A 24,373-nucleotide genomic window follows, 5' to 3' on the forward strand; every position below is an offset into this window, starting at 1 on the left:
GTTATCCACAGGAATAGTGGATAACTGTCTGCAGCCCATGACCTGTGCCACCCGAACAAAACTGACCACTTCGGTAAAACCCGCCACGAAAAAATTTTATTGAATTTTTTTTGCTGTTTATCGGCTAAGAATAGCTGGATTTTTTGTTATTTTTTGCACCACATTTCAGCGCCCTGGCACCGGGAAAGTGCAAGGCTTTACCTGGCATCATCCCTTTTCACCTGGCCGCACCTGTATTTACCAGCAAATACCGAGAGTTCTTTTTCCTGGCAAGAGATTTGCAGAATCTTCTCGTCGCCCGCTATCCCAGGAAAGGAGAAAACGTCTATGTTGAGTCTACGTGCCGTGAACCACTATTACGGAAGCCAGCACACGCTGTGGAATGTTGACCTTGAGCTCAGGCCGGGTAAGTGCACTTGCGTAATGGGCCGTCAGGGAATGGGAAAAACCACGCTCGTCAACTGCATTACCGGCCACCTGCCGGTCGCCAGCGGCAGTATGACCTGGCAGGACGCGGGAGCGCCCCCCTACGATCTGATGCCGCTCTCCGCGCAGTCACGCAGCGCCATCGGCATTGGCTACGTCCCGCAGGATAAACGTATCTTCTCGCAGCTAAGCGTGGAGGAAAATCTGCATATTGCCCTCGCAGCGGGCGGTGAACCCGCATCAGCGATCGCCGGAGAAATTTACGATCTGTTTCCGGAACTTTATACCCTGCGACAAAGCAAAGGCCTTACGCTCACCGCTGACGATCAGTACCAGCTGGCATTGGCCAGAGCGCTGATAACCCGCCCGCGCCTGCTGATCCTCGACGAACCTTCACGCGCAGGAGGCCAGCGCTTCCTGCATAAGCTGGGCGATTTACTGGTGCGCCTGAATCGCGATATTGGCCTGACGGTGCTGATCGCCGAGCAGCACCTGCCGTTTATTCGCCGGGTGGCAGATCGTTTTTGTCTGCTGCACTGCGGACGCAGCGTGGCCCAGGGAGACGTTATTCAACTGGATGACCCGCTGCTGGCAAAATGGATGACGCCCGACCCAGCACGCTGAGATCGATGTACTGACCGAGATCCTCGCGCTGTGCGGCGTCGGCCAGCCACGGGATCTCACCAAGAAACGGCGCGGGCAGTACGCGTTTTAGCGTCGCCAGATACTCAAGATGGCGCTTGCCCGGCGGCTGGATATCGTTGGCTATCCATCCCGCCAACGGCAGCCCGGCCTGAATCACCGCCTGAGCGGTGAGCATCGCATGGTTAATGCACCCAAGCTTAACACCCACCACCAAAATCACCGGCAGCTGTTCTTGCTGCACCCAGTCGGCAAAGGTCAGCGTTTCTGAAAGCGGCGTAAACCAGCCCCCCGCGCCTTCCACCAGCACCCAATCAGACAATGCTTCCAGCCCGCGCAGGCCCGCAGAAAGCGACGCGGCATCAATCGGCCTGCCTTCATCGGCGCTGACAATATGCGGCGACGTCGGCTCAGCAAAAGTGAAAGGATTGACCTGCTCGTAGCGTAGCGCTACCTGACTATTGCGCTGTAGAGCCAGCGCATCTTCGTTGCGCAGTCCTTCCGCCGTATATTCGCTTCCGGAAGCTACCGGCTTATAGCCCGCGCTATTGAATCCTGCGCGATTGGCCGCCTGTAACAGAGCGCAACTGGTAACGGTTTTACCGACTTCAGTATCGGTTCCGGTCACGAAAAACCGTTTAATCACGTTCGATGACTCCTGTAAAAAGATGATATGTCAGCGGACACTGGCCCTGCTGTTGTGGCCAGGCGAGCTGGAGCTGCCGCAGTTTACCGCGACTCAGCGGTGCGGGGCTGCGCCCGCGGTGCAAATGGGTCGCACCGATGCCTTTCAGGGATCGCATCGCGCTTAGCGCATCGGCAAACGGCAGAGTGATGGCATGAACATGACCGGTAGCGCGGCGACCAACCAGCGTCTGGCGTACCGCCTGCTCGCTGAGAAAACGGTTAGCATGCGGCTGTTCATCAATAGCTCGCCACGCCTGATTCAGCTCCGGCAGCGAACCTGCCAGCAGAGTGCTAAACGCCACCCGACCGCCGGGTCGCACCACCCGATACAGCTCATTAATGGCGGCGGCAAGATTGTCGCACCACTGAACCGCAAGGTTGCTCCACGCCAGATCAACGCAACCCTCAGCCAGAGGCAGCGCTTCGATGTCGCCTTCAATGTAGCGATGCGCGCACTCTCCGCGCCGGGCTTGCGCCAGCATCTCAACGGAGAGATCCAGCGCCGTCACCTGACTCCCGGCATCGCGCCAGAAGCGGCTGATGCTGCCGGGACCGCAGCCCGCATCCAGTACCTCGGGGAAGGTTTTTATATCGAGCTGCTCCAGCAGCCGGGAAGCGCTCAGACGTTGCAATTCATCATGCTGAGCGTAATGGCCCGCCGCGCGACCAAACGCCGCCGCTATCGCACGTTTATTCACCGCCGCCATGCAGCACCTCCAGCAGACGAGCAATATCAGTGGATTCATGCGCTGCGGTAAGCGTCAGACGCAGTCGAGCGCTGCCGGAGGGTACCGTCGGCGGGCGGATTGCCGTCGCCCAGCAGCCCTGCTCACGCAGGCGCGTAGCCAGCCGCAGCGCGCGCGCGTTGTCGCCGACGATCAACGGCTGAATCGCGCTGCAAGATTGAGTCAGTTCGCCGGGATAATCGGCCATTTCTTGACGAAAATCGGCAATATGACGGGCCAGCTTTTCCCGCCGCTGCTGACCATCGTCGCTACGAATGACGCCCAGCGCCGCGCTGAGAGCCACAGCCTGCGCCGGTGGCATCGCGGTGCTGTAAATCAGATGGCGGGCAAACTGCAGCAGATAATCTGCCAACGCTTCGCTGCACAGTACCGCTGCACCGCTCACGCCAAAAGCTTTGCCGAAGGTAACAATCAGCAGATCCGGATGTATCTGTTGGCTATCGCAACTCCCTCGTCCCTCTTCGCCGACCACGCCAATACCGTGCGCATCGTCAACCAGCACCAGCGCCCCGGCCATTTCTGACGCTCGCTGAATATCTACCAGCGGCGCGCTATCGCCATCCATACTAAAAATCCCTTCGGTCACCACCAACTGCTGACCGGATAGCGGTTTCGCCAGCAGTCCCGCAAGATGCCGGGAATCATTGTGCTGAAAACGCCGCAGTTGCGCCGGACTGAGATGAGCAGCTTCAAGGAGCGAAGCATGGCTGAGGCGGTCGGCAACAATCCGATCCTCTTTGCCCGCCAGCGCGGCAATCACCGCCTGATTGGCGGCAAAGCCGGAGATAAACAACAGTGCGCGCGGGTAGCCCAGCCAGTCGGCAAGCTGCTCTTCCAGAGCGCAATGCGCCTCGCTATAGCCGCTGACGTGACCGGAGCCGCCGGAGCCGACGCCGTAGCGATCCGCTCCCTGCTGCCAGGCCTTCACGATCGCCGGATGCTGGCTGAGGCCCAGATAATCGTTACTGGAAAAATTGAGCCAGCGCTGGCCTTCGCGGGTGAGCCAACGACCGGCTCCCTGGGTTACCGGCTGACGGCACCGCAGAGCGTCCGCCGCCTGCCGCTCCTCCAGCGCCTGCTCAATACGCTGCTGCCAGCTCATAGCGCCGCCGCGTTGTAATATTCCTCGGTATCAGGATTCATCAACGCCTGCTCCAGGCGCTGCTGCTGGGCGTTATCGCCTTCCAGCACCGCGGTTTGCTGCGGGTTAATTCCCAGCTTGCGGAACAACTGCAGATCTTTGTCCTCTTCCGGGTTTGGCGTAGTCAGCAGCTTACAGCCATAGAAAATCGAGTTCGCCCCGGCCATAAAGCACATCGCCTGGGTCTGTTCGTTCATCTGCTCGCGCCCGGCGGAAAGGCGCACGTGCGAGGTCGGCATCATAATGCGTGCGATGGCGATAGTACGAATAAAATCAAAGGCGTCAACGTCATCATTATCCGCCAACGGCGTACCTTTGACCTTCACCAGCATGTTGATCGGCACGCTTTCCGGCGGGGTCGGCAAATTGGCCAGCTGTAACAGTAACCCGGCACGGTCTTTGACCGTTTCACCTAAGCCAACGATACCGCCGGAGCACACTTTGATTCCCGCATCGCGGACTTTATCGAGGGTATCGAGACGCTCCTGGTAGGTACGGGTGGTGATGATATTGCCGTAGAACTCCGGCGAGGTATCAAGGTTGTGGTTGTAGTAATCCAGGCCGGCGCCGGCGAGCCGCTGCGCCTGGCTATCGTTCAGAGTCCCGAGGGTCATGCAGGCCTCCAGCCCCAGCTCTTTCACCCCTTTCACCATCTGCTCGAGATAGGGCATATCACGATCGTTGGGGTTCTTCCACGCCGCCCCCATGCAGAAGCGGGTTGAACCAGCTTTTTTTGCCTGCCGCGCCGACTCCAGCACCTGTTCAACCTCCATCAGGCGTTCGGATTCGAGACCGGTTTTATAACGCGCGCTTTGTGGGCAATATTTACAGTCTTCCGGGCAAGCACCGGTCTTAATCGACAGCAGCGTGCTGACCTGAACCTGGCGCGGATCGAAGTGCTGGCGGTGGATCTGCTGCGCTTCAAACAGCAGGTCCAGGAAGGGTTTATTAAACAACTCAGCGACTTGCGACATTGTCCAGCGGGTGTGGTGAGCCATTAGCCTCTCCAAAGGGTTTTGTTAATTGTCGGTTCGGTTTATACTCGTAAACCTAAATGTTTTCAAAATGGTTTACAAGTCGATTATGACAATGGACGATCTCGCTTTCGATCGGCGCCATATCTGGCACCCTTACACTTCTATGACTTCCCCGCTGCCGGTCTATCCGGTGGTGGCCGCCCACGGCTGCGAGTTGACCCTTGCCGGCGGCGAGCAGCTGGTTGACGGCATGTCGTCCTGGTGGGCGGCCATTCACGGCTACAATCACCCGCGGCTGAATGCGGCGATGAAAGCGCAAATCGACCAGATGTCGCATGTGATGTTCGGCGGGATCACCCATCCTTCTGCCGTCGCGCTGTGCCGCCAGCTCGTGGCGATGACCCCGGAATCTCTTGAATGCGTGTTCCTCGCTGATTCCGGTTCCGTTGCCGTCGAAGTGGCGATAAAAATGGCGCTCCAGTACTGGCAGGCAAAGGGCGAACCGCGTCAGCGCTTTCTCACCTTCCGCAACGGCTATCACGGCGACACCTTCGGCGCGATGTCGGTCTGCGATCCGGATAATTCGATGCACAGTCTGTGGCAGGGTTATCTGCCGGATAACCTGTTCGCCCCGGCGCCGCAAAGCCGCTTCGATGGTGAATGGGATGAGCGGGATATGGTGCCGTTCGCCCGTCTGATGGCCGCCCACCGCCATGAGATCGCGGCGGTTATTGTGGAACCGATTGTCCAGGGCGCAGGCGGAATGCGGATGTACCATCCCGAGTGGCTTAGGCGGATCCGCAAAATGTGCGACCGCGAGGGCATACTGCTGATTGCCGATGAGATTGCCACCGGCTTTGGTCGCACCGGTAAGCTGTTCGCCTGCGAACACGCGGGGATTGCGGCGGATATTCTGTGCCTCGGCAAAGCACTGACCGGCGGCACCATGACCCTCTCCGCCACGCTGACCACGCGTCAGGTAGCGGAAACCATCAGCGACGGTGAAGCAGGCTGCTTTATGCACGGACCGACCTTTATGGGCAATCCGCTGGCCTGCGCGGTGGCGGCAGAGAGCCTGCGTCTGCTGGCAAGCGGTGAGTGGCAACAGCAGGTGGCGGCGATTGAAACACAGCTGAAAGCCGAGCTGGTCCCGGCAAGAGAATCCGCGCTGGTTGCCGATGTCCGCGTGCTCGGGGCGATTGGCGTGGTCGAGACCCGCAGACCGGTGAATATGGCCGCCCTGCAGCGCTTTTTCGTTGAGCAAGGCGTATGGATCCGCCCGTTCGGCCGTCTGATTTATCTGATGCCGCCGTACATCATTACGCCAGAGCAATTGAGTCGCCTGACGCAGGCGGTGAACACCGCGGTTCAGGAAGAAATATTTTTTAGCGAATAAGGGACGGTAATGCTGCGCCACACGCGCTACACTTCTTTGCTAATCAGTAGATTAACCTGAGGAGAGACGATGAAATTAATCAGTCATGATTTGCTGGATGGCGCAAAACTGCCTAATCGTCATGTATTCAACGGCATGGGCTACGACGGCGACAATATTTCACCCCATCTGGCGTGGGACGAAGTCCCTGAGGGAACCAAAAGCTTTGTGGTGACCTGCTTCGATCCTGATGCGCCGACCGGCTCCGGTTGGTGGCACTGGATTGTAGCCAACCTTCCTGCCGATACCCGCGTTTTGCCGCAGGGTGCCGGTTCAGGTCAGGCGGAATTACCTGCGGAAGCAATCCAGACCCGCACCGATTTCGGTCAGGCGGGATACGGCGGCGCGGCGCCACCGAAGGGTGAGACCCACCGTTATATCTTTACCGTCCACGCGCTGGATGTTGATAAAATTGATGTCGATGAAGGCGCAAGCGGCGCGATGGTGGGTTTTAACGTCCATTTCCATAGCCTCGGCAGCTCGTCGATTACCGCGATGTATAGCTAACGATCCCGGAGGCGATGCTGCGCATCTGTCCGGGCTACAAAACCGCAGACCACGGAGACTGTAGCCCGGTCAGGCGCACCGCGCCGCCACCGGGAGTTCGATGACTACTCTGTTACCGCCAGCACGGCGTTTTTTCTGACCCGCGCGAACCACACCACCGTCAGCAGGCCGAGCCACACCAGACCGGCGATCAGCGCAATCCGCGTCTCCTCCACCATCCCCAGCACTGCGATCACCAGCCCCATAAACAGCAGTGTCAGCAGCGGCGCAACCGGCCAGAACGGTACCGGGAAAGCGATGTTACGACGCTCTTCTTCAGACAAACTACGACGCATCGCAAAGTGCGCCAGCAGGATCATTAGCCAGACCCACACCGTGGCGAAGGCCGCCAGCGAGGCGATCAGCACAAAAACCTGTTCCGGCATCAGATAGTTCAGCACCACCGCAGCCAGCAGCGCCACGCCCATCACCACCACCGTCATCCACGGTACGCCGTTGCTGGCGATGCGCTGGAAGCTCTTCGGCGCCAGCCCCTCTTTCGCCATCCCGTACATCATGCGCCCCGCGCCGAAAATGTCGCTATTAATCGCCGAAATACTGGCGCTGATCACGATGATATTAAGGATGGTGGCCGCCGCCGGAATGCCCAGGCCATCAAAAATCAGCACAAACGGACTGCCCCGCTCGCCGAAGCTGTTCCACGGGAAAATCGCCATCAGAATCGCCAGAGTGCAAACATAGAACAGCACGATACGCAGCGGGATAGTATTAATCGCCTGCGGGATCACCTTCTGAGGGTTCTTCGCTTCGGCTGCGGTCACGCCGATAATTTCCACGCCGCCGAAAGCAAACATCACAATGCCGAGCGAGGCGATGATGCCCTCCCAGCCGTTAGGAGCAAAGCCGCCGTGGCTCCATAAGTTTTCCAGTCCGGTTGCCGGGAAAGCGTTACCGAAACCGAAGAAAATAATGCTGCCGCCCGCTACAATCATGGCAATAATCGCCACCACTTTAATTAGCGACAGCCAGAACTCCATCTCGCCAAAAACGCGTACGCTGCACAGGTTCATGGCGCCGATAAAAAAGATAATGCTCAGCACCCAGATCCAGCGCGGAACGTCGGGATACCACAGCCCCATATAGATGCCGAAGGCGGTAACGTCCGCCAGGGCAACGATCACCATCTCAAAGGTGTAGGTCCAGCCGGTAATAAATCCCGCCAGCGGGCCAAGATACTGGCGCGCGTAGCTGCTGAAAGAGCCGGAAACCGGGTTACGTACCGCCATTTCTCCCAGCGCGCGCATGACGATAAATACCGCCGCGCCGCCGATCAGATAGGCCAGCAGTACCGCCGGACCCGCGGCTTTAATCGCCGATGCCGAGCCGTAAAATAGCCCGGTACCGATGGCGGAGCCGAGGGCGATAAAACGAATGTGACGGGCATTCAGCCCGCGCAGCAGGTGTGGCTTGTTTTGTTGTTGCATATGCAAGTGTCCTGATAGTTTTTATACGACGACAAATATGCGTGTAGGGTGACCGGGAGGAGAAATCCTCCCGGCGCAGGTACAGAGAACAGCGATGGTTTAGTGTTGGTCTGAGAGCACGCCAGGCAGCAGCCGCGTCAGGTGACGCTCCGCCAGAAGCGCAATAGCGTTTTCAATATCCGGGGCGAAGAAGCGATCTTCGGTGTAGTGTGTGACTCGCTCGCGCAGCAGATGGCGCGCCTCTTCCAGCAGCGGACTGCTGGTCAGTCCTTCGCGCATATCCAGCCCCTGCACGGAAGCCAGCCACTCAACGGCCAGCACGCCGCGCGTATTTTCCGCCATCGCCCACAGGCGACGACCGGCAGCCGGAGCCATCGAGACGTGGTCCTCCTGGTTAGCTGAAGTCGGCAGGCTGTCCACACTGTGCGGGTGTGACAGCGCTTTGTTTTCGCTGGCCAGCGCTGCGGCGGTGACCTGGGCAATCATAAAGCCGGAGTTGACGCCGCCGTTTTTGACCAGGAACGGCGGCAGCTGCGACATATGGCTGTCCATCATCAGGGCGATACGGCGCTCCGAAAGCGATCCGATTTCGGCAATCGCCAGCGCGATATTGTCCGCCGCCATCGCCACCGGCTCGGCGTGGAAGTTACCGCCAGAAATCACGTCGTTTTCGCTGGCAAACACCAGCGGGTTATCGGAAACCGCGTTGGCTTCAATCAGCAGTACCTCCGCCGCCTGGCGAAGCTGGGTCAGGCAGGCGCCCATCACCTGCGGCTGGCAGCGCAGAGAGTACGGGTCCTGCACCTTAGTGCAGTTATGGTGCGACTGGGAAATCGCGCTGTCGTCGGTCAATAGATGGCGATAGAGCGCCGCCGCGTCAATCTGCCCGCGCTGACCGCGCGCTTCATGAATGCGTGAGTCAAACGGACGCCGCGAACCGAGCGCCGCTTCGGTGGTTAACGCCCCGCAGACCACTGCGGAAGCAAACAGATCTTCCGCTTCAAACAAGCCGCGCAGGGCAAACGCCGTTGATGCCTGAGTGCCGTTGAGCAGCGCCAGCCCCTCTTTTGCTGCCAGGGTAATCGGCTCCAGGCCCGCCTCGCGCAGCGCCTCCGTTGCCGGTAGCCATTCGCCGCCGCGCACCCGTGCTTTTCCTTCGCCCAACAGCGTTAAAGACATATGCGCCAGCGGCGCGAGGTCGCCAGATGCGCCAACTGAACCTTTAGCCGGGATCCACGGCGTCACTCCCGCATTCACCAGGCCAATCAGCGCCTGGATCACGCTCAGGCGGATCCCGGAAAAGCCGCGCGACAGGCTGTTAATTTTCAGCACCATAATCAGACGCGCCAGATCATCATCCAGCGGTTCGCCAATCCCCGCCGCGTGCGACAACACCAGCGATCGCTGAAGATTTTCGAGATCTTCGGTGGAGATGCGGGTTTGCGCCAGCAGGCCAAAACCGGTGTTGATACCATACGCAGTGCGGCCTTCCGCAAGAATCGCATTGACGCAGGCAACGCTATCGTCAATGGCCGCGAAGGCGCTCTTGTCGAGGGTGATCTTCAGCGGCTGGCTATAGACATCGCGCAGCTGTGACAGGCTAAGTTGGCCCGGAATCAGTGTTAAAGCGTTCATTTAGCGTGCCCCTGCGTTGCTGCCACCATCGGAAGATTCAAACCTTGTTCTGCCGCGCACTCAATCGCGATATCGTAACCCGCATCGGCATGGCGCATCACGCCAGTCGCCGGATCGTTGTGCAGAACGCGAGCAATACGCGCCGCCGCTTCATCGGTACCGTCGCAGACGATAACCATGCCAGAATGCTGCGAAAAGCCCATCCCTACCCCGCCGCCGTGATGTAGCGACACCCAGGTCGCCCCGCTGGCGGTATTCAGCAACGCGTTGAGCAACGGCCAGTCGGAGACGGCATCGGAACCATCGCGCATTGATTCCGTTTCACGGTTAGGGCTGGCAACAGAGCCAGAGTCAAGGTGATCGCGACCAATGACAATTGGCGCCGAGACTTCACCACTGCGTACCATTTCGTTGAACGCGAGGCCCAGCTTCTGCCGCCACTCCAGTCCTACCCAGCAGATACGCGCCGGTAGCCCCTGGAAGCTGATGCGCTCGCGGGCCATATCCAGCCAGTGGTGCAGATGCTTATCATCTTTCACGATCTCTTTCACCTTAGCATCAGTTTTATAGATATCCTGCGGGTCGCCGGACAGGGCAACCCAGCGGAACGGACCGATGCCGCGGCAGAACAGCGGACGGATATAGGCGGGAACGAAGCCGGGGAAATCAAACGCATTGCCAACCCCCATCTCCTGGGCCATCTGGCGAATGTTGTTGCCGTAGTCAAACGTCGGCACGCCCATTTCGTGGAAAGCCAGCATCGCCTGCACGTGGTCAGCCATTGAGCGCTTCGCCGCCAGGATAGTGCCCTGCGGGTCTGATTCAGCTTTTGCCTGATACTCTTCCCAGCTCCAGCCTTTCGGCAGATAGCCGTGCAGCGGATCGTGGGCGCTGGTCTGGTCGGTCACCATATCCGGACGCACGCCGCGCTTGACCATTTCCGGCACGATGTCTGCCGCGTTACCGCACAGGGCGATAGAGATCGCCCGGCCTTCGGCGGTGTATTTTTTAATGCGCGCCAGGGCGTCATCCAGCGAAGTCGCCTGTTCATCAACGTAACGAGTACGCAGGCGGAAATCGATACGGCTTTGCTGGCATTCAATATTCAGCGAGCAGGCACCCGCTAAGGTTGCCGCCAGCGGCTGCGCGCCGCCCATGCCGCCCAGGCCCGCAGTTAATACCCAACGCCCCTTCAGGCTGCCCTGATAGTGCTGGCGACCGGCCTCAACGAAGGTTTCATAGGTACCCTGCACGATGCCCTGGCTACCGATGTAGATCCAGCTGCCGGCGGTCATCTGGCCGTACATTGCCAGACCTTTGGCATCGAGTTCATTAAAGTGTTCCCAGGTTGCCCAGTGCGGCACCAGGTTGGAGTTGGCGATCAGTACGCGCGGCGAGTTTTCGTGGGTTTTGAACACGCCCACAGGCTTACCGGATTGCACCAGCAGGGTTTCGTCGCTCTCTAATTCTTTCAACGCCTTCACGATCGCGTCATAGCATTCCCAGTTACGCGCAGCACGCCCAATACCACCGTACACCACCAGCTCATGCGGGTTTTCGGCGACATCCGGGTCGAGGTTGTTCATGAGCATACGCAGCGGGGCTTCGGTCAGCCAGCTCTTCGCATTTAACGTCGTGCCACGCGGTGCGCGTACGTCCTGCTGGCGGTATTTGCTTTGCGACATCGGGGTTCTCCTGACAATTAACGTTGTGTACGTAGATACATATACTTGTCTATACAAGCATGCGCAAGCCAGGATTTAACAGAAATGATACATTTTTGTTATATTGCGTCAGCAATCACGTTTTGCTGACGCGCAGGAAGATCAGGAACCAAAGTGGCCCTGCAGACGATAGCGGCTACCGGGAAAAAGCAGGCGCGCGTGGGAGACGATATGGGTGGTGGACCAGGTGCGACGGCGGATCAGCAGGCATGGGTCATGGGCATGGATATGCAGCAGCGCGCACTCCTCGGCCGTTGCCTGCACCGCTTCAACAATATGTTCCCCTTCGGTTAAGGGGGCGATCAGCGACAAATAGTCGTGAGGCGTGGTGACGGTATAGTCCTGACGCAGATAGTCCGGCACCACCGCGGCGTTAACGCAGCGGTCCTCAATCTGTACCGGAACATCATTTTCGAAATGTACCATCAGCGAATGAAAAATCCGCGTACCGGCGGCCACGTTCAGCGCCGCGGCCTGAATCAGGTCGGCCTGCGTTTCCTCCAGCAAAAGCACCTCGCAGCGGTGCTGATGATGGCGAGAAGCAATTTCTTCCGCAATGCTGCGCACTTCAAACAGCGCCGACTGCCCTTTCGGCTCCGCGACAAAAGTGCCCACCCCCTGCAGCCGCACCAGCAGGCCTTCATCGGTCAGCTCGCGCAGCGCCCGGTTAATGGTCATGCGGCTAAAGCCAAACTGCGCTACCAGCTCCGCTTCCGAAGGAATGCGATCGTGCGGACGCCAGACGCCGCTATGGATCTTTTCGCTGATCGCCTGCTTCACCTTTTCATAGAATGGCGCAGGCGCGGAACGAGATTGCGATGAGAACATGGCCGGGCTTTCCTTGTGCTAATGGCGGCGAAACGTCCAGAATATACTGAATCGCTACTGCCACCAATGGGCGATTTGCCATGCCAGACGCGCTGCCGCGCGGGCTCCCTGGCTATCGATATCGTACTGCGGGTTGAACTCGACCAGATCCACTGCCTGAAGCTTACCGCTACGGCACAGCGGCTCGACGATACGCAGCAGCGTTGCCAGCGGGATACCCAGCGCGGCAGGTGCGGAGACCGCCGGCATTTCACGAGCGGGCAGCACATCCAGATCGATAGTCAGATACAGGCGATCGTAACAGGCAATATTGCGGCTAATTTCCGGCAAAACCCACGCCTCAAAGGAGGTAAGAACATCGAGATCCTCGATAATCGTCACCTCGCGGCGGGCCGCTTCGTCCAGCAGCGCCTGGGTATTGGCGGCGCGGCTTACGCCGATACAAGCATAATGAAAACCGCGCTGCTGCGCTTCGCAGGCCAGCGCCAGCTGACGGAACGGCGTACCGGAACTGGCCTGGTTGGCAAAACGCAAATCCAGGTGCGCATCAAGGTTAATAATGCCCACTTTTTCGTCAGGAAACGCATCCAGTACTCCGGCACCGTGGCCGAAAGCCGTCTCGTGACCGCCGCCTAACACCAGCGTCCGTTTACCAGCACGTTGACAGGCAGTAACCGCTTCGCGCAACGCCTGCTGAGCCTCTTCCAGCTCCTCCCCCTCCACGCTGATGGTCCCCATATCAACGCAGCGGTCATGTCCCTGATGGCTGGCCATATTCGCCAGCGCCCGCCGCAGAGTTTCTGGCCCCTGTTTCGCTCCTGTTCGTCCTTTATTGCGCCGGACCCCTTCATCACAGGCAAACCCCAACAGGGCAATGTCGCCAGCCAGTGCTTCAGGCTCAAAGCGCTCAGCACGGGTAACAGTCTGAAACAGACGCAGCGCGTTAGCGGCTTCTGTGCTGTCGTCGCGCCCCAGCCAAAGCCCTGCGGGCGTCGGTTGCCATAGATTCATGCGATTTCTCCTCGTACGACGCGCTGCCAGAGCGGACTGCGCCCAGGCTCATAAACCATCTCTACCGGATGTTCCGCATCCCAGATAGCAAAATCGGCCACAAAACCTGTCGCCAGCTGGCCGTGGCTCGCCTGACGGCCCAGCGCCTGCGCCGCATGGCGAGTCACGCCAGCCCACGCCTCCTCCGGCGTCAGGCCAAACTTCACGCAGGCCATATTCATCGCCAGATGCAGGCTGGCAAAGGGGCTGGTGCCGGGGTTGTAGTCCGTCGCCACCGCCATCGGCACTTTATGCTCACGCAGCAGCTCAACCGGCGGCCTGCGGGTTTCATTAAGAAAATAGAACGCGCCGGGCAGGAGCACCGCCACAGTGCCGCTGCGGCTCATTGCCGCGACTCCCTCTGGTGTCAAATATTCAATATGGTCGGCGGAAAGGCCTTTGTAGCGGCTCACCAGCTCAGCGCCGCCCAGCGAAGAGAGCTGCTCAACGTGCCCTTTTACCGGAATACCCAATGCCTGAGCCGTACTGTAAACCCGTTCAGTTTGCGCCGGGCTAAAACCGACGTTTTCGCAGAAGGCATCGACGCTTTCAAACAATCCTTCTTCCCATAGCGTGGGCAGAATCGTTTCACAAACCAGATTGATGTAGCCGTCAGGGTCATCTTTGTATTCAGCCGGCGTGGCGTGGGCGGCAAGCAGGGTTGGCGAAATCTCAACGGCATAGCTTGCAGCCAGCTGCTGTACAACCCGCAGCATCTTGCGCTCGCTTTCCAGGTCCAGCCCATAACCGGATTTAATCTCCAGAGTGGTGACCCCTTCACGCAGCAACCGCTCCAGCCGCTGTCGGGCCAGCGCCAGCAGTTCAGCTTCGCTGCTTTCCCGGGTAGCGCGCACCGTTGAGTTAATGCCGCCGCCTCTGGCGCTAATAGTCTGGTAGGAAACACCATTGAGGCGCTGTTCCCACTCCTGCGCCCGGCTGCCGCCGAAAATCAGGTGCGTGTGGCAATCAATTAAACCTGGCGTCAAAAGTCTGCCCTCAAGATCGATGCTCTGCCCCGCTGGCGCATCGCTTTCAGGGACAATGGCTTCGATGCGACCATTGCGCACCAGCAGCGCATGATGCTCCAGGAGACCATAGGGTTGGGATAGATGGGGATCGAGGGTGGCAAGGCGGGCATTTCGCCAGATTACGCGTTCGGAAGTGGCATGTGTCATAGCGGTCAACTTGTCATGGGTTGTATAGACATTTATTTTGATTCCGTAAGAAATGTCAACTCAGGCAAGCGCAAATGTTATTTATTTGTGATCAAAAGCGACCCATTCCCGGTTCCTGCTATACAAAAGCAGCAACTTTTTTGCGCTATGTCTTCCCGTTTCGCTTAACTTGGTATAAAACAGCAGGCTTTAAAGGACTTATACCCGTCATACTTCAATTCAGGGTATATCTATTTGATTGATTCTTGCCCGGAGCAACATGAACACATATTCCGTTTCCCGCATGGCGCTGGCGCTGGCCTTTGGCGTGACGTTGTCCGCCTGTAGTTCGACGCCTGCCGATCAACAGCCCTCAACGCAGACTGCGCCGGGCACGGCCTCTCGTCCTGTTTTAACCGCCGACGAGGCAAAGAACTTTTTACCCGCGAGCTATTTCCAGTCTCTGGATCCGAACGCCGCGGCCTGGCATCCGTCCGCCATCAGCCTTCCGGCACAGCCCGACTTTGTTGTCGGGCCTGCCGGGACTCAGGGCGTGACCCATACCACCATTCAGGCTGCGGTTGACGCGGCAATTACTCGCCACTCCAACCGCCGTCAGTTTATCGCCATTATGCCGGGCGAATATGCAGGCACCGTATACGTTCCGGCGGCCCCCGGCGCGCTGACCCTGTACGGCACCGGCGAGAAGCCGATTGACGTAAAAATCAGCGAGGCGATTGATTCAGAAATGGATCCGGTCACCTGGCGTCATCAGGTCAATCCAGGCGGTAAATACATGCCAGGTAAACCGGCATGGTATATGTTCGACAACTGCCAGAGCAAACGCACCGCCACCATTGGCGTCATGTGCTCAGCAGTATTCTGGTCGCAGAATAACGGTCTGCAACTGCAGAACCTGACTATCGCCAATAACCTTGGCGACAGCGTTGACGCAGGTACTCATCAGGCGGTCGCTCTGCGCACCGATGGCGATCAGGTTCAGATAAATAACGTGAATATCCTTGGTCGCCAGAATACCTTCTTTGTGACCAATAGCGGCGTACAGAACCGTCTGCAGGATAATCGTCAGACTCGTACGCTGGTCAGCAATAGCTACATTGAAGGCGATGTCGATATTGTTTCTGGCCGCGGCGCCGTGGTATTCGATAACACCGACTTCCGCGTGGTGAATTCTCGCACCCAGAAAGAGGCTTACGTCTTTGCTCCGGCCACCCTGAAAAGCGTGACCTATGGCTTCCTGGCGGTCAACAGCCGCTTTACCGCTTCCGGCGATAACGTTGCGCAGTTGGGCCGTTCTCTCGACGTCGACGGCAATACCAACGGCCAGGTCGTTATCCGCGATAGCGTGATTAATGAAGGCTTTAATATGGCCAAACCGTGGGCTGATGCCGTCGGCTCAAATCGACCGTTTAGCGGCAACACCGGTACCGCGGATGACAAAGGCAATCCGCAGCGCAACCTTAACGATGCTAACTTCAACCGCATGTGGGAATACAATAACCGCGGCGTGGGAAGTTTTGTTGTCGCTGAGCCGAAGCAGTAACGGTTATAAACTTAAAGGGGGAGCCATTCCCCCTTCTCTCTCCTTCCTGTTCTGCTCTTCCTCCTTTTTATCATTACTCTCCGAAACTCGTCCGTTGTCGTAGTACGGCTATCTTGTACAACTTCACCCAAAAACCACCACACTTAATAACTATAAAAAACAATAAATTATAGTTAATTACTAAAAAAATAAACCCACTGTACAAAATTTTACTGCAAAAATTGTACATACTGAAAATCATGACTATAGTTATACCGTAAGTTTTAAATTATCTGCATTACAGCATCCTGAAATTTTAATAATTGTACACCATGTCTTTTATATGGTGAAAACCCGTATAGCCAAAAAGATGATTTTTACCAATCGCCTTTGCTTACTGATTTATTATTTAACATCGATCGAGATATATCATGCAAATTAAAAACACTATTCCAGCGGAGTTTATTCCTGATTCAGCTTTATTAAAAAACATTGAACATATGGTGCAGAAGGAGAATGAAACGCTTAGCAATGAGCGTCTTATCGTTGAAGTACAGCGCCGCCTGAATATTGAGAAGAATGAAATCCTCGCTGATTTGTATATTCAAATCCTACATATGTTATACGGAAAAAATCGCCACTAAGCGTGATTTTTATTTTGCTAACAGCAAGTAGTGACTAACATCTCTGGTTCGGAGGACAAATGAATAACGACAAGCAGGGTCTGTTTTTTAATCATTACGATCTGTGGATTAACAATACTCTGTTGCGTCAGGGTTTACAGCTTGTACTTGATTCGTTATCACCCGGCTGTTTCCATGGAAAATATATCTTTTTCACCAGCGATAATTACTATTCTGTGATAAATCATCAGTATGATAGCCGAAGAGTTCGCTTTGTGCTGCTCACCGATGGCAACGACTTGAACTTCCTGAGCGAAATCCCGATGTACAGAATCCCGGCACGCGCTACACCTGCTGAGATAAAATCGTTTATTCTACGCCCTACGCTCTTTAGCAGAAAATCAGATAACGACGCTGACAATATTATTTTCACCAGCCGTGAAAAGGCAGTCATTAAATTGATGAACGATGGTGAAGCAATAGTAAACATCGGAAAATCGCTAAATTTGCATATTAAGACAATTTATCAAATACGCCTGACTTTGATTAAAAAGCTAGGCTGTTCTGGTCGGACAGATTTTTTTAATATTAGTCGTAGTGAAACCTTTAAGGCCTGGACGCAGCTTAATTTCTAATAATTTAATTGCGAGCGAAATTAAAGTAGACACAAGAAAGCGGCGGAACAAAAAGTTCTGCTGCTGATGATCAACGATTCTCTTAATCCTCGTGAAACTCAATTGTAAACCCCTGACTTTGCCAGTGGCTCAGTAATTCCGCTTGTAAAGGCGTCAACGCACGACCGGTCCAGACAAAAATATGCTGGCCTGGGAAAAATTCCGGGCGCGGAGATTCAAGCGGCTCAGCCAGAACATTGACATGCCATGAGCGCTGTGACAAACGCCATGCTTCCAGCCACAATCGGGTACGATCTTCATTACCCCATCCAACCAACAAGGTCTCCTTTCCAACCTTTTTACGCGATTCAGCAAGGAATAACGCCACGCAATCGATCAAGATGCCATCCAGCATACTGATAATTGCCAGCGAGGTATTTTGGTCGAGGTTTAATTTGTTCCGTACAGGTACAAAAAGCTGGTCGATTAGCTTATCTACGGGGTATTCGTGGCTAAGAGACATGATTCTGTTACGTAATTTCGCAGGCTGTACAACTCGCAGAAGCGTCATCATCTCATCCTGGAGTAAAACGGACCCATCATGCGATGTGGGTTGCTGACCTTCCAGTAGCGCCTTAACCTTGCCAACCGAGACGCCACGCTCGATCCAACGCTTTATCTCTTCAATGCGCTGAACGTCTTCGTCATCAAACTGTCGGTGCCCCCCCTCGCTTCTCTGCGGCTTCAGCAAACCATATCTACGCTGCCATGCTCGCAGAGTAACGGGGTTAATTCCACAACGCTCGGCAACTTCGCCGATACTGTAATAAGCCATTAGCACCCTCTGACCAATCAATACTTTCCTGACTAAATTAACTAATTTAGCCAGTCTGTACAATTAACTTTTTTTGTACAGTAAAAATATAACAGGTCGGGAGCCAATGTGTATGCCAAAAAAGGGTAGCTTTTTCCCCACTGGAGATGTTTACTCCCTGTAACGATCGCCACCGCATCAGACTACTTTTAAAATTCATCCCAGGATGATTTTTTTTCGGGCCAAGCCACCGCAGGGATCCCCTCCAAACATGGGCTGGCAAATAGATTTCCCTGAAAATGCGTGATTCCGGCTGACTCAAGCCACATCCACTCTTCAGCCCGCTCAATACCCACCGCCGAGACGGCAATTTCCAGCGAATTACAGCATTTAATGATGGCCTGAACGATAGCCTGCCTTGGTCCATGTTTGTAGATATCTTTGACCAGTTGGCGATTAATCTTAATGCGGTCTGGTTGAAACTGGGCCAGCAGCAAAAGCCCGGCAAATCCGCCGCCAAAGTGATCGATAGCCACGCGGATGCCCGCAGACTTAAGCTTACGCACAGAATCCGTGAATTCGTCGATGCGGGAAATGGCTTCACTCTCGGTAAATTCGACAATAATCTGTTCTGCAATCAAATCGTTTGCTTTAATTTCAGCTAAAAGAAATTCAACAGCATTGGGAACATTTACCAGAGTCATCGGTAGAAGATTGATGGACAACGTTCGGCCATGAAGACCCAAACGCCCCGCCATAGCAAACGCCACCCGCTTGCTGTGCAAATCAGCAGTATAGATGTCCTCTCGCGATAGCCCATCGAAATAGGCCGCAGGCGACTCGCCGGAAGCGGTGCGTAACAACGCCTCAAATGAAACAATCTCTTTGGCAAAAGGGTCGATAACCGGCTGAAAAGCAAAGCTACATTCGGCCTGTACAAATGGAGTTTCTGGGTAAGCGGTGGTGCCATCCTCAATAAAATCCCAGCTTTCTGCCGCGGGGATTTCATAATAATTCTCCTTTTCCGTTGCTTCTACAAAGGTACGGAAAAAATGGAGAGCTCTATCATCATAGGTCAGTTGATACTTAGTGGTGCCTTTATCCAATACAATTTGCAGAACGTCATCGCGGTCATGCTCTCGTAAATCAAAGAGCTCCATCCCAATCTTGCCAAATCTACGCGTCGGGCCGTGATCACACAGCAATTCGACGAGATTATGGTGTCTCGTGTCCTGGCAAATGTGCTGATAAATCTCCTGCACATTCTCTTCAGGCCCTTCTAATAGCTGGAAAAAATGTGTGCCGTTAAATAACAAAATGCCGGACACATTTACGCGGTTATTATTTTCACTTGCCGCAGCAACCATACTTTCGAGTGATTTAAATGACACGTTGTCGCAGATATGACTGCGATAAATGATGGTAGTGAGCATGGTAATTCCAACAGAAGAGATATTGAGAATCCACAGTAGCAGATCTATAGCCTTGCGTCCTGCAAAATAGCGTTCTTGGTTAACAAATAAATTACATTAACGTGTTCTTTTTATTGAGCTTCTCCCTTAAGTACCCATCTGTACAATCCGTACAACTGTAGAATGTACGGACCCACTCTCAAAAAAAATAAAATAACATAAAAATCAATAAATTAACAAAAAACGAACATCTTTTTCTTACTTTTTGTGTACAAGTTAAAAGTATTTGTATAAGTTTAATGACAGATTTACTGACCCTTGAACTGACAGGAGCACATATGCAGCAGAACGGTTACATTCCCGATACGGCTAACGCTATTGCCCAGTATTTCAATAAAGCTTCTTTGCCTTCACAACAGGAAACTTTAGGGCAGATTGTCATGGATATCCTTAATGAAGGACGAAATCTTAACCGCAAAGCTCTGTGCACAAAACTGCTGAGTCGCCTTGAAGTCGCTGCTCAACCAGAAGAAGAAAGCCATTATCAAACGCTGATCGGCCTCTTATTTGAACGCCAGGAGTAAAGATTCCAGCGGTTATCTGGTGATTTAAGTCGTTACTGAATGAGGAAATATGAGGGATGGGCCAAAATCTTATACAGATTACCAGCCTTGCACCAAATTCCCAGTCATGGAGATGACGATAATCAGAGATACAGTTATGAATAACGGTGATTTTGATCCATTAACAGATGTATTGATTGGGGAGGCTGTCCTCTCTCTACTCAAAAATAAAGGGCCTATTAATACTCAGGCTCTGCTAAGCAAACTTCAGTCAATGCAAGACAGGGAAGCAGATAAAAAACGGCGAGATACACTTGGGCATATTATCGATGAAATTAATAATATGGTAGTTCTCCGTGATAAGAAAAAGCCTTTGGGTACTTCAGGTGCTAAAAATCATTGGGATGACCAGAGTTCTTTACTGGGTTCGCCTCCACAGCCTGGTACAAATAAAATACACTGACCAGTAATGGTCGATTATTTAATTAACAAAGTAGAGAATATGATGAGACAGACTATGCATCAGCAATCAGATATTTACGCAGGCCTGAACGATACCGCACTCTCTGAGTATTTCCGTAATGCGGGCGACAGACTGATCGATGAATCCGCAGTGATGTCACTGGCTATCAGCAGCATTCTTGCTTCAGAGGGACATCTCAGTAATAAGGCCATTATTCTTTGGTTGATTACTGCACTCGAGACTACAAGTGATGTGGTAACCGCCGACGTTATCCGCAAAACGCTGGAAATCGTCGTAAGCTATACTATGGATGATATCTAATTATCAGCAGATTTTACTAAACAGGGAAGTCACATATCGCTAACCCATGGGTTATTTTACTACCGAAGCTGTGGATATATATTAAATCCATGCGTGGTATAACTCTTTTAAAACTTGCCTCCTGTTATCAGATGAATATCCACGACGGGGGCGAGTTTTAAATAAAGATAATTATCTGAAATGGCCAGACAATGAATTCTATTATTTATTTAGTAACATCCCACAGAATATGTGCGCTAAAGTACCGCAGCCAGGCGGCGTACACCATCAACAAGAACGTCAGGAGGATGGTTGGCAAAACCCAGTAAAATCCCCTCCCCCGGCATCGTTCGCTGACAATATCGCTCAAAGGTCTGAACCCCTAGTCCTATCTGGCGAGCTTTTTCTACCACCTCTTTTGCCTTTATTCCCTTCAACAACCAGCAGACTAAATGAACGCCCGAATCCGTCGGATGAATCGCCATACGTCCAGGAAAATAATCTTCAATCGCTGCCTCAAGCGCACTTTTTCGTTCGAAACAGGCTTTACGGATACGACGAACATGGCTGGCATAGTGCCCCTCGCTGATGAAACGCGCCAGAACGGCTTGTTCCAGATACCCGCTACAGAGATCGGTATAATATTTAGTGATGGCAAACTGTTCACGCAAATGCGCTGGAACGACTAAAAAGCCCAGGCGAAACTCCGGGTACATCATTTTTGAAAATGTCCCCGAGTAGATGACCCGTTGATATTTATCTAACCCTTGTAAAGCCTGTAAAGAGCGGGCGGCATAGCGGAACTCGCTGTTGTAATCATCTTCGAAAATCCATGCCCGATTGGCTTCAGCCCAATCCAGTAAAGCAAGCCTTCTGGGCAGGCAAAGCGTGCCGCTGAGCGGAAACTGGTGCGACGGCGCGGTATAAACCAGCTTAGCGCCCGGATAATGGCGTATTCCATCCTCAACATCCATGCCATCACCGTCGACGCGAACGGGCCTGACAACCGCGCCCCTGGCGGCGAAAGCGCCGCGAGCCCCGTTGTACCCGGGATCGTCCAGCCAGACTTCATCACCCTTTTCAAGTAACGCCTGGGCAGCGATCGTCAGCGCCTGTTGAATACCATTGACAATAATCACCTGATCTTCATGGCAATTTACGCCGCGCGTTGCCTGGATATAGTGACTGATTGCCTGACGTAGCGGTTGGTATCCGTAAGGCGTGGCGTGCAACCCCAGTTCACGGCGCGATTGCCGCCAGACGCGACCCAGCAGCCGCCCCCACAACGCATGAGGAAACAAATCAGTACAGCCAATACCGACGGCAAAAACCTGACTCATTTCTCCGCTATCTTCTCGCCCTGCCCATGAAGGTACCAGCGCGGCAACATCAGGATTAAGCTGTCCAATACCAGCGATTGCCGCCTCCGGCTCCGCAGGCGAGTCATACTCGCTGATAAGGTTATCCGGAATATGTTCGCAGACAAAGGTGCCCGCCCCCTTGCGCGTTATCAGATATCCTTCATCCATCAGGCGCTCAAAACCGGAGATAACCGAGTTTCGGGAAATCGCCATCATCTCAGCTAACGCCCGGCTGGAGGGTATTTTTGATCCCGCTGTTAATCGGCCATCCAGAATGGCATGACGCAGGGCGTGATAAACCTGATCCTTGATAACCCCACGCGGTAATAAAAGTTCCTGAAACAGCGGTGAAATAGGTTTTGGCATAAAGAGATGAGGATCGACGAGAGAAAAGTGGACCCTATAAATATACACAAAGTGTCACTTTTTAGGAACCAGAAGAGCTCTTAACATGGCGCCAACCAAAGACAATCTCCCTTTTATTAAAATAAGGAACCGCCATGAATAGCCACAAAACCGACGTTAACCTTGCACAAATCACCATCCAGCCAGCGACCGACAGCGACTTTGCCCAGTGGTTGCCGCTGTGGAAAAGCTACCAGGCTTTTTATCGCGTCGATATCCCTGAATCCGTGACGCAATTGACCTGGAAGCGCTTTTTAAATCCCGTCGAGCCCGTGTTTTGCGCTGTAGCAAAACATGAAGGAAAGATAGTTGGATTCGTGCATTATCTGTTCCACCGATCCACCTGGGCCGAAAGCGACTACTGCTATCTGGAAGATTTATTCGTTAGTCCGGACGTTCGGGGTAAGCATATTGGCAAACAGCTGATTGAGTATGTTCAGCTGCAGGCGCGGAAACGCCACTCGGCCAGCCTGTACTGGCACACTCATGAAACTAACCTGCGCGGCCAGCGTTTGTATAACTGGGTAGCGGATAAAAGCGGCATGATTGAGTATCGTATGCGGGTGAAATAGCCGTTGCGTCTGGCATAAAAAACCTCGCCTGAGCGAGGTTTTCAGCCATAAGCAGCAGGCTTAGTATGCGTTAACCACCACCCACATTGGGCCCTGGCCGACGGCATAGCGCCCTTTTTCTTGCAACATGCCCTGCTCGCCTTCAATTTCATACACCGCGATATGATGCGACTTCTGACCGGCGGCAATCAGATATTTACCGCTGTGATCGAGGTTAAAACCGCGCGGCTGCGCTTCGGTCGGTTGATAGCCTTCGATGGACAGCACGCTGCCGTCTTCAGAAACGCTGAAGATGGTGATCACGCTGGCGGTACGATCGCAAGCGTAGAGATGACGACCATCCGGGGTCAGGTGGATATCCGCCGCCCAGCGTACGCCGGTGAAATCAGGCGGCATCATGTCCAGCGTCTGTACGCACTCGATCTTGCCGTGCGGATCTTTCAGTTCCCAAACGTCAACGGAGCTATTCAGTTCGTTCACGCAGTAGCCGTATTGCTGGTTCGGATGGAACGCCATATGACGCGGGCCCGCGCCTTCAACGGTGGTCACTTCTGCCGGTTCTTGCGCGGCAAGGAAACCATCGTCGCTGAGGGTAAACAGGCAGATACGATCCTGCTTCAGCGCCGGGACCCATAGGGTGCGATTGTCCGGAGAGATATTTGCCGAATGGCAGCCTTCGAGCCCTTCAACTACGGTCACCGTTTCACCCGGCAGGCCATCTACCAGCGGCGTCACGCTTACGCAGCCCGAATTATAAGAGGCGCTAAAAACAAAACGACCTTGATGATCGGTAGAAATATGCGTTGGGCTGCCCGGCAGCGCGGCTTCACCAGCGAAGGTCAGGGCGCCATTATCAGGCGCAATGCGGTAGGCCAATACGCGAAACTCCGGACGCACGCCGACGTAGAGATACTCTTTGTTCGGGCTCACCACCATTGGCTGCACCTGGCCTGGGGCATCAACAACCTGCACCAGGGTCAGTTTCCCCTCAGGATCCAGATTCCAGACATGGATCTGCTGGCTTTCCGGGCTGGCGGTATAAACGGTTTGTTTCATGAATACTCCTTCCTCACTGCACGTGGAAATTTCATTTTTCAGACTAACGACGCGCTGAAAAACACAATACGCATACACTACATGATTCAGGTTGCCTCGCAGCAGCCAGAAGGATCAAGTGTATCGACTCTTTTAGCGGTAGATGCTGAAAAGTTTGCCCGAATGGCACAGCGGTGTACCATCATAGCCTGCTCACTTTTCACCATTAACC

Annotated in this window: 24 protein-coding genes; 10 read left to right on the forward strand and 14 right to left on the reverse strand. The window is 54.4% G+C overall.

Going from position 1 to position 24,373, the window contains the following annotated elements; all coding sequences use genetic code 11:
- Positions 1-327: 327 nt before the first annotated feature.
- The gene (locus FN082_RS01685; RefSeq protein WP_139538785.1) at positions 328-1,050 is read left to right on the forward strand and encodes an ABC transporter ATP-binding protein; all 723 of its coding nucleotides are present in this window, start codon (positions 328-330) and stop codon (positions 1,048-1,050) included.
- On the opposite strand, the gene bioD is transcribed toward FN082_RS01685, so the two are convergent.
- The 4 genes from bioD to bioB are packed head-to-tail and all read right to left on the reverse strand — an operon-like array spanning position 992 to position 4,640.
- The gene (gene bioD, locus FN082_RS01690; RefSeq protein ID WP_139538784.1) at positions 992-1,714 is read right to left on the reverse strand and encodes a dethiobiotin synthase; all 723 of its coding nucleotides are present in this window, start codon (positions 1,712-1,714) and stop codon (positions 992-994) included. The two genes, FN082_RS01685 and bioD, sit on opposite strands and share 59 nt — an antisense overlap.
- Positions 1,707-2,462 (reverse strand): malonyl-ACP O-methyltransferase BioC, encoded by a 756-nt coding sequence (gene bioC / locus FN082_RS01695; protein WP_139538783.1) that lies wholly within the window; start codon positions 2,460-2,462, stop codon positions 1,707-1,709. The genes bioD and bioC overlap by 8 nt, the downstream gene beginning before the upstream one ends.
- On the reverse strand, positions 2,446-3,603 hold the full coding sequence (bioF, locus tag FN082_RS01700; protein WP_139538782.1) for an 8-amino-7-oxononanoate synthase: 1,158 nt from the start codon (positions 3,601-3,603) through the stop codon (positions 2,446-2,448). Before bioF ends, bioC begins: the two co-directional genes overlap by 17 nt.
- Positions 3,600-4,640, reverse strand: a complete 1,041-nt coding sequence (bioB, locus tag FN082_RS01705) for a biotin synthase BioB (RefSeq protein WP_139538781.1) — start codon at positions 4,638-4,640, stop codon at positions 3,600-3,602. Before bioB ends, bioF begins: the two co-directional genes overlap by 4 nt.
- An 85-nt stretch (positions 4,641-4,725) precedes the next feature.
- On the opposite strand from bioB, the gene bioA reads away from it, so the two are divergent.
- Positions 4,726-6,015 (forward strand): adenosylmethionine--8-amino-7-oxononanoate transaminase, encoded by a 1,290-nt coding sequence (gene bioA, locus FN082_RS01710; protein ID WP_139538889.1) that lies wholly within the window; start codon positions 4,726-4,728, stop codon positions 6,013-6,015.
- Positions 6,016-6,084: 69 nt separating this feature from the next.
- On the forward strand, positions 6,085-6,561 hold the full coding sequence (locus tag FN082_RS01715) for a kinase inhibitor (RefSeq protein WP_139538780.1): 477 nt from the start codon (positions 6,085-6,087) through the stop codon (positions 6,559-6,561).
- 104 nt (positions 6,562-6,665) lie between these two features.
- On the opposite strand, the gene FN082_RS01720 is transcribed toward FN082_RS01715, so the two are convergent.
- The 6 genes from FN082_RS01720 to hutI form a co-directional block, all read right to left on the reverse strand.
- Positions 6,666-8,045 carry an amino acid permease gene (locus tag FN082_RS01720; RefSeq protein WP_139538779.1) on the reverse strand — a complete coding sequence of 460 codons (1,380 nt, stop codon included), beginning with the start codon at positions 8,043-8,045 and terminating at the stop codon, positions 6,666-6,668.
- A gap of 99 nt (positions 8,046-8,144) precedes the next feature.
- Positions 8,145-9,680: a histidine ammonia-lyase gene (hutH, locus tag FN082_RS01725; RefSeq protein WP_142981044.1), complete on the reverse strand. Its 1,536-nt coding sequence runs from the start codon at positions 9,678-9,680 to the stop codon at positions 8,145-8,147.
- Complete coding sequence (gene hutU, locus FN082_RS30100) at positions 9,677-11,365, reverse strand: urocanate hydratase (RefSeq protein ID WP_142461909.1); 1,689 nt, start codon at positions 11,363-11,365, stop codon at positions 9,677-9,679. The genes hutH and hutU overlap by 4 nt, the downstream gene beginning before the upstream one ends.
- Before the next feature lie 141 nt (positions 11,366-11,506).
- A complete protein-coding gene (locus tag FN082_RS01735) occupies positions 11,507-12,232 on the reverse strand; it encodes a histidine utilization repressor (protein WP_139538776.1) in 726 nt (241 codons plus the stop codon).
- 54 nt (positions 12,233-12,286) lie between these two features.
- A complete protein-coding gene (gene hutG, locus FN082_RS01740; protein WP_142461910.1) occupies positions 12,287-13,243 on the reverse strand; it encodes a formimidoylglutamase in 957 nt (318 codons plus the stop codon).
- On the reverse strand, positions 13,240-14,457 hold the full coding sequence (hutI, locus tag FN082_RS01745; protein ID WP_142465780.1) for an imidazolonepropionase: 1,218 nt from the start codon (positions 14,455-14,457) through the stop codon (positions 13,240-13,242). The genes hutG and hutI overlap by 4 nt, the downstream gene beginning before the upstream one ends.
- 259 nt (positions 14,458-14,716) lie before the next feature.
- Between hutI and FN082_RS01750 the strand changes: the two genes are divergently transcribed.
- From FN082_RS01750 to FN082_RS01760, 3 genes are all read left to right on the forward strand, one after another.
- Entirely contained in the window at positions 14,717-16,000 is a 1,284-nt protein-coding gene (locus FN082_RS01750) for a putative acyl-CoA thioester hydrolase (RefSeq protein WP_142461912.1), read from the forward strand.
- Between the two features lie 410 nt (positions 16,001-16,410).
- Positions 16,411-16,623 carry a hypothetical protein gene (locus tag FN082_RS01755; protein ID WP_139538772.1) on the forward strand — a complete coding sequence of 71 codons (213 nt, stop codon included), beginning with the start codon at positions 16,411-16,413 and terminating at the stop codon, positions 16,621-16,623.
- 59 nt (positions 16,624-16,682) lie between these two features.
- The gene (locus tag FN082_RS01760) at positions 16,683-17,237 is read left to right on the forward strand and encodes a helix-turn-helix domain-containing protein (protein ID WP_139538771.1); all 555 of its coding nucleotides are present in this window, start codon (positions 16,683-16,685) and stop codon (positions 17,235-17,237) included.
- 82 nt (positions 17,238-17,319) lie between these two features.
- On the opposite strand, the gene FN082_RS01765 is transcribed toward FN082_RS01760, so the two are convergent.
- Together FN082_RS01765 and FN082_RS01770 are read right to left on the reverse strand one after the other, a co-directional pair.
- Positions 17,320-18,051 (reverse strand): MerR family transcriptional regulator, encoded by a 732-nt coding sequence (locus FN082_RS01765; protein WP_139538770.1) that lies wholly within the window; start codon positions 18,049-18,051, stop codon positions 17,320-17,322.
- 188 nt (positions 18,052-18,239) lie between these two features.
- Complete coding sequence (locus tag FN082_RS01770) at positions 18,240-19,463, reverse strand: diguanylate phosphodiesterase (protein ID WP_142981045.1); 1,224 nt, start codon at positions 19,461-19,463, stop codon at positions 18,240-18,242.
- A 317-nt stretch (positions 19,464-19,780) separates the two neighbouring features.
- Between FN082_RS01770 and ycgZ the strand changes: the two genes are divergently transcribed.
- The 3 genes from ycgZ to FN082_RS01785 all read left to right on the forward strand — a co-directional run bounded on the left by ycgZ (position 19,781) and on the right by FN082_RS01785 (position 20,789).
- Positions 19,781-20,026 carry a regulatory protein YcgZ gene (gene ycgZ, locus FN082_RS01775; RefSeq protein ID WP_139538768.1) on the forward strand — a complete coding sequence of 82 codons (246 nt, stop codon included), beginning with the start codon at positions 19,781-19,783 and terminating at the stop codon, positions 20,024-20,026.
- Positions 20,027-20,162: 136 nt separating this feature from the next.
- Positions 20,163-20,468: a hypothetical protein gene (locus FN082_RS01780; RefSeq protein WP_235892109.1), complete on the forward strand. Its 306-nt coding sequence runs from the start codon at positions 20,163-20,165 to the stop codon at positions 20,466-20,468.
- Between the two features lie 54 nt (positions 20,469-20,522).
- Positions 20,523-20,789: a biofilm development regulator YmgB/AriR family protein gene (locus FN082_RS01785; RefSeq protein ID WP_139538767.1), complete on the forward strand. Its 267-nt coding sequence runs from the start codon at positions 20,523-20,525 to the stop codon at positions 20,787-20,789.
- Between the two features lie 236 nt (positions 20,790-21,025).
- Here the strand turns inward: FN082_RS01785 and pdxR are convergent, their stop codons facing one another.
- The gene (gene pdxR, locus FN082_RS01790; protein WP_142981046.1) at positions 21,026-22,495 is read right to left on the reverse strand and encodes a MocR-like pyridoxine biosynthesis transcription factor PdxR; all 1,470 of its coding nucleotides are present in this window, start codon (positions 22,493-22,495) and stop codon (positions 21,026-21,028) included.
- 134 nt (positions 22,496-22,629) lie between these two features.
- Here pdxR and FN082_RS01795 point away from each other — a divergent pair, with 134 nt between their 5' ends.
- Positions 22,630-23,106 carry a GNAT family N-acetyltransferase gene (locus FN082_RS01795; protein WP_139538765.1) on the forward strand — a complete coding sequence of 159 codons (477 nt, stop codon included), beginning with the start codon at positions 22,630-22,632 and terminating at the stop codon, positions 23,104-23,106.
- Between the two features lie 60 nt (positions 23,107-23,166).
- On the opposite strand, the gene pgl is transcribed toward FN082_RS01795, so the two are convergent.
- Positions 23,167-24,162 (reverse strand): 6-phosphogluconolactonase, encoded by a 996-nt coding sequence (pgl, locus tag FN082_RS01800; protein ID WP_142981047.1) that lies wholly within the window; start codon positions 24,160-24,162, stop codon positions 23,167-23,169.
- Between the last annotated feature and the right edge of the window lie 211 nt (positions 24,163-24,373).

The sequence above is a fragment of the Klebsiella spallanzanii genome (assembly GCF_902158555.1).
GTDB classification, from domain to species: Bacteria; Pseudomonadota; Gammaproteobacteria; order Enterobacterales; family Enterobacteriaceae; genus Klebsiella; species Klebsiella spallanzanii.

What these genes read in the sequence shown, in the direction of transcription:
- FN082_RS01715 (WP_139538780.1), top strand. Translation starts at nt 6,085, where the DNA reads ATGAAATTAATCAGTCATGATTTGCTGGATGGCGCAAAACTGCCTAAT.
- hutU (WP_142461909.1), bottom strand. Translation starts at nt 11,365, where the DNA reads ATGTCGCAAAGCAAATACCGCCAGCAGGACGTACGCGCACCGCGTGGC.
- pdxR (WP_142981046.1), bottom strand. Translation starts at nt 22,495, where the DNA reads ATGCCAAAACCTATTTCACCGCTGTTTCAGGAACTTTTATTACCGCGT.
- FN082_RS01765 (WP_139538770.1), bottom strand. Translation starts at nt 18,051, where the DNA reads ATGGCTTATTACAGTATCGGCGAAGTTGCCGAGCGTTGTGGAATTAAC.
- FN082_RS01755 (WP_139538772.1), top strand. Translation starts at nt 16,411, where the DNA reads ATGCAAATTAAAAACACTATTCCAGCGGAGTTTATTCCTGATTCAGCT.
- FN082_RS01760 (WP_139538771.1), top strand. Translation starts at nt 16,683, where the DNA reads ATGAATAACGACAAGCAGGGTCTGTTTTTTAATCATTACGATCTGTGG.
- ycgZ (WP_139538768.1), top strand. Translation starts at nt 19,781, where the DNA reads ATGCAGCAGAACGGTTACATTCCCGATACGGCTAACGCTATTGCCCAG.
- hutG (WP_142461910.1), bottom strand. Translation starts at nt 13,243, where the DNA reads ATGAATCTATGGCAACCGACGCCCGCAGGGCTTTGGCTGGGGCGCGAC.
- FN082_RS01720 (WP_139538779.1), bottom strand. Translation starts at nt 8,045, where the DNA reads ATGCAACAACAAAACAAGCCACACCTGCTGCGCGGGCTGAATGCCCGT.
- bioB (WP_139538781.1), bottom strand. Translation starts at nt 4,640, where the DNA reads ATGGCTCACCACACCCGCTGGACAATGTCGCAAGTCGCTGAGTTGTTT.
- FN082_RS01735 (WP_139538776.1), bottom strand. Translation starts at nt 12,232, where the DNA reads ATGTTCTCATCGCAATCTCGTTCCGCGCCTGCGCCATTCTATGAAAAG.
- hutI (WP_142465780.1), bottom strand. Translation starts at nt 14,457, where the DNA reads ATGACACATGCCACTTCCGAACGCGTAATCTGGCGAAATGCCCGCCTT.
- FN082_RS01785 (WP_139538767.1), top strand. Translation starts at nt 20,523, where the DNA reads ATGCATCAGCAATCAGATATTTACGCAGGCCTGAACGATACCGCACTC.
- FN082_RS01795 (WP_139538765.1), top strand. Translation starts at nt 22,630, where the DNA reads ATGAATAGCCACAAAACCGACGTTAACCTTGCACAAATCACCATCCAG.
- FN082_RS01780 (WP_235892109.1), top strand. Translation starts at nt 20,163, where the DNA reads ATGAATAACGGTGATTTTGATCCATTAACAGATGTATTGATTGGGGAG.
- bioA (WP_139538889.1), top strand. Translation starts at nt 4,726, where the DNA reads ATGACAATGGACGATCTCGCTTTCGATCGGCGCCATATCTGGCACCCT.
- FN082_RS01750 (WP_142461912.1), top strand. Translation starts at nt 14,717, where the DNA reads ATGAACACATATTCCGTTTCCCGCATGGCGCTGGCGCTGGCCTTTGGC.
- bioC (WP_139538783.1), bottom strand. Translation starts at nt 2,462, where the DNA reads ATGGCGGCGGTGAATAAACGTGCGATAGCGGCGGCGTTTGGTCGCGCG.
- bioF (WP_139538782.1), bottom strand. Translation starts at nt 3,603, where the DNA reads ATGAGCTGGCAGCAGCGTATTGAGCAGGCGCTGGAGGAGCGGCAGGCG.
- hutH (WP_142981044.1), bottom strand. Translation starts at nt 9,680, where the DNA reads ATGAACGCTTTAACACTGATTCCGGGCCAACTTAGCCTGTCACAGCTG.
- FN082_RS01770 (WP_142981045.1), bottom strand. Translation starts at nt 19,463, where the DNA reads ATGCTCACTACCATCATTTATCGCAGTCATATCTGCGACAACGTGTCA.
- FN082_RS01685 (WP_139538785.1), top strand. Translation starts at nt 328, where the DNA reads ATGTTGAGTCTACGTGCCGTGAACCACTATTACGGAAGCCAGCACACG.
- pgl (WP_142981047.1), bottom strand. Translation starts at nt 24,162, where the DNA reads ATGAAACAAACCGTTTATACCGCCAGCCCGGAAAGCCAGCAGATCCAT.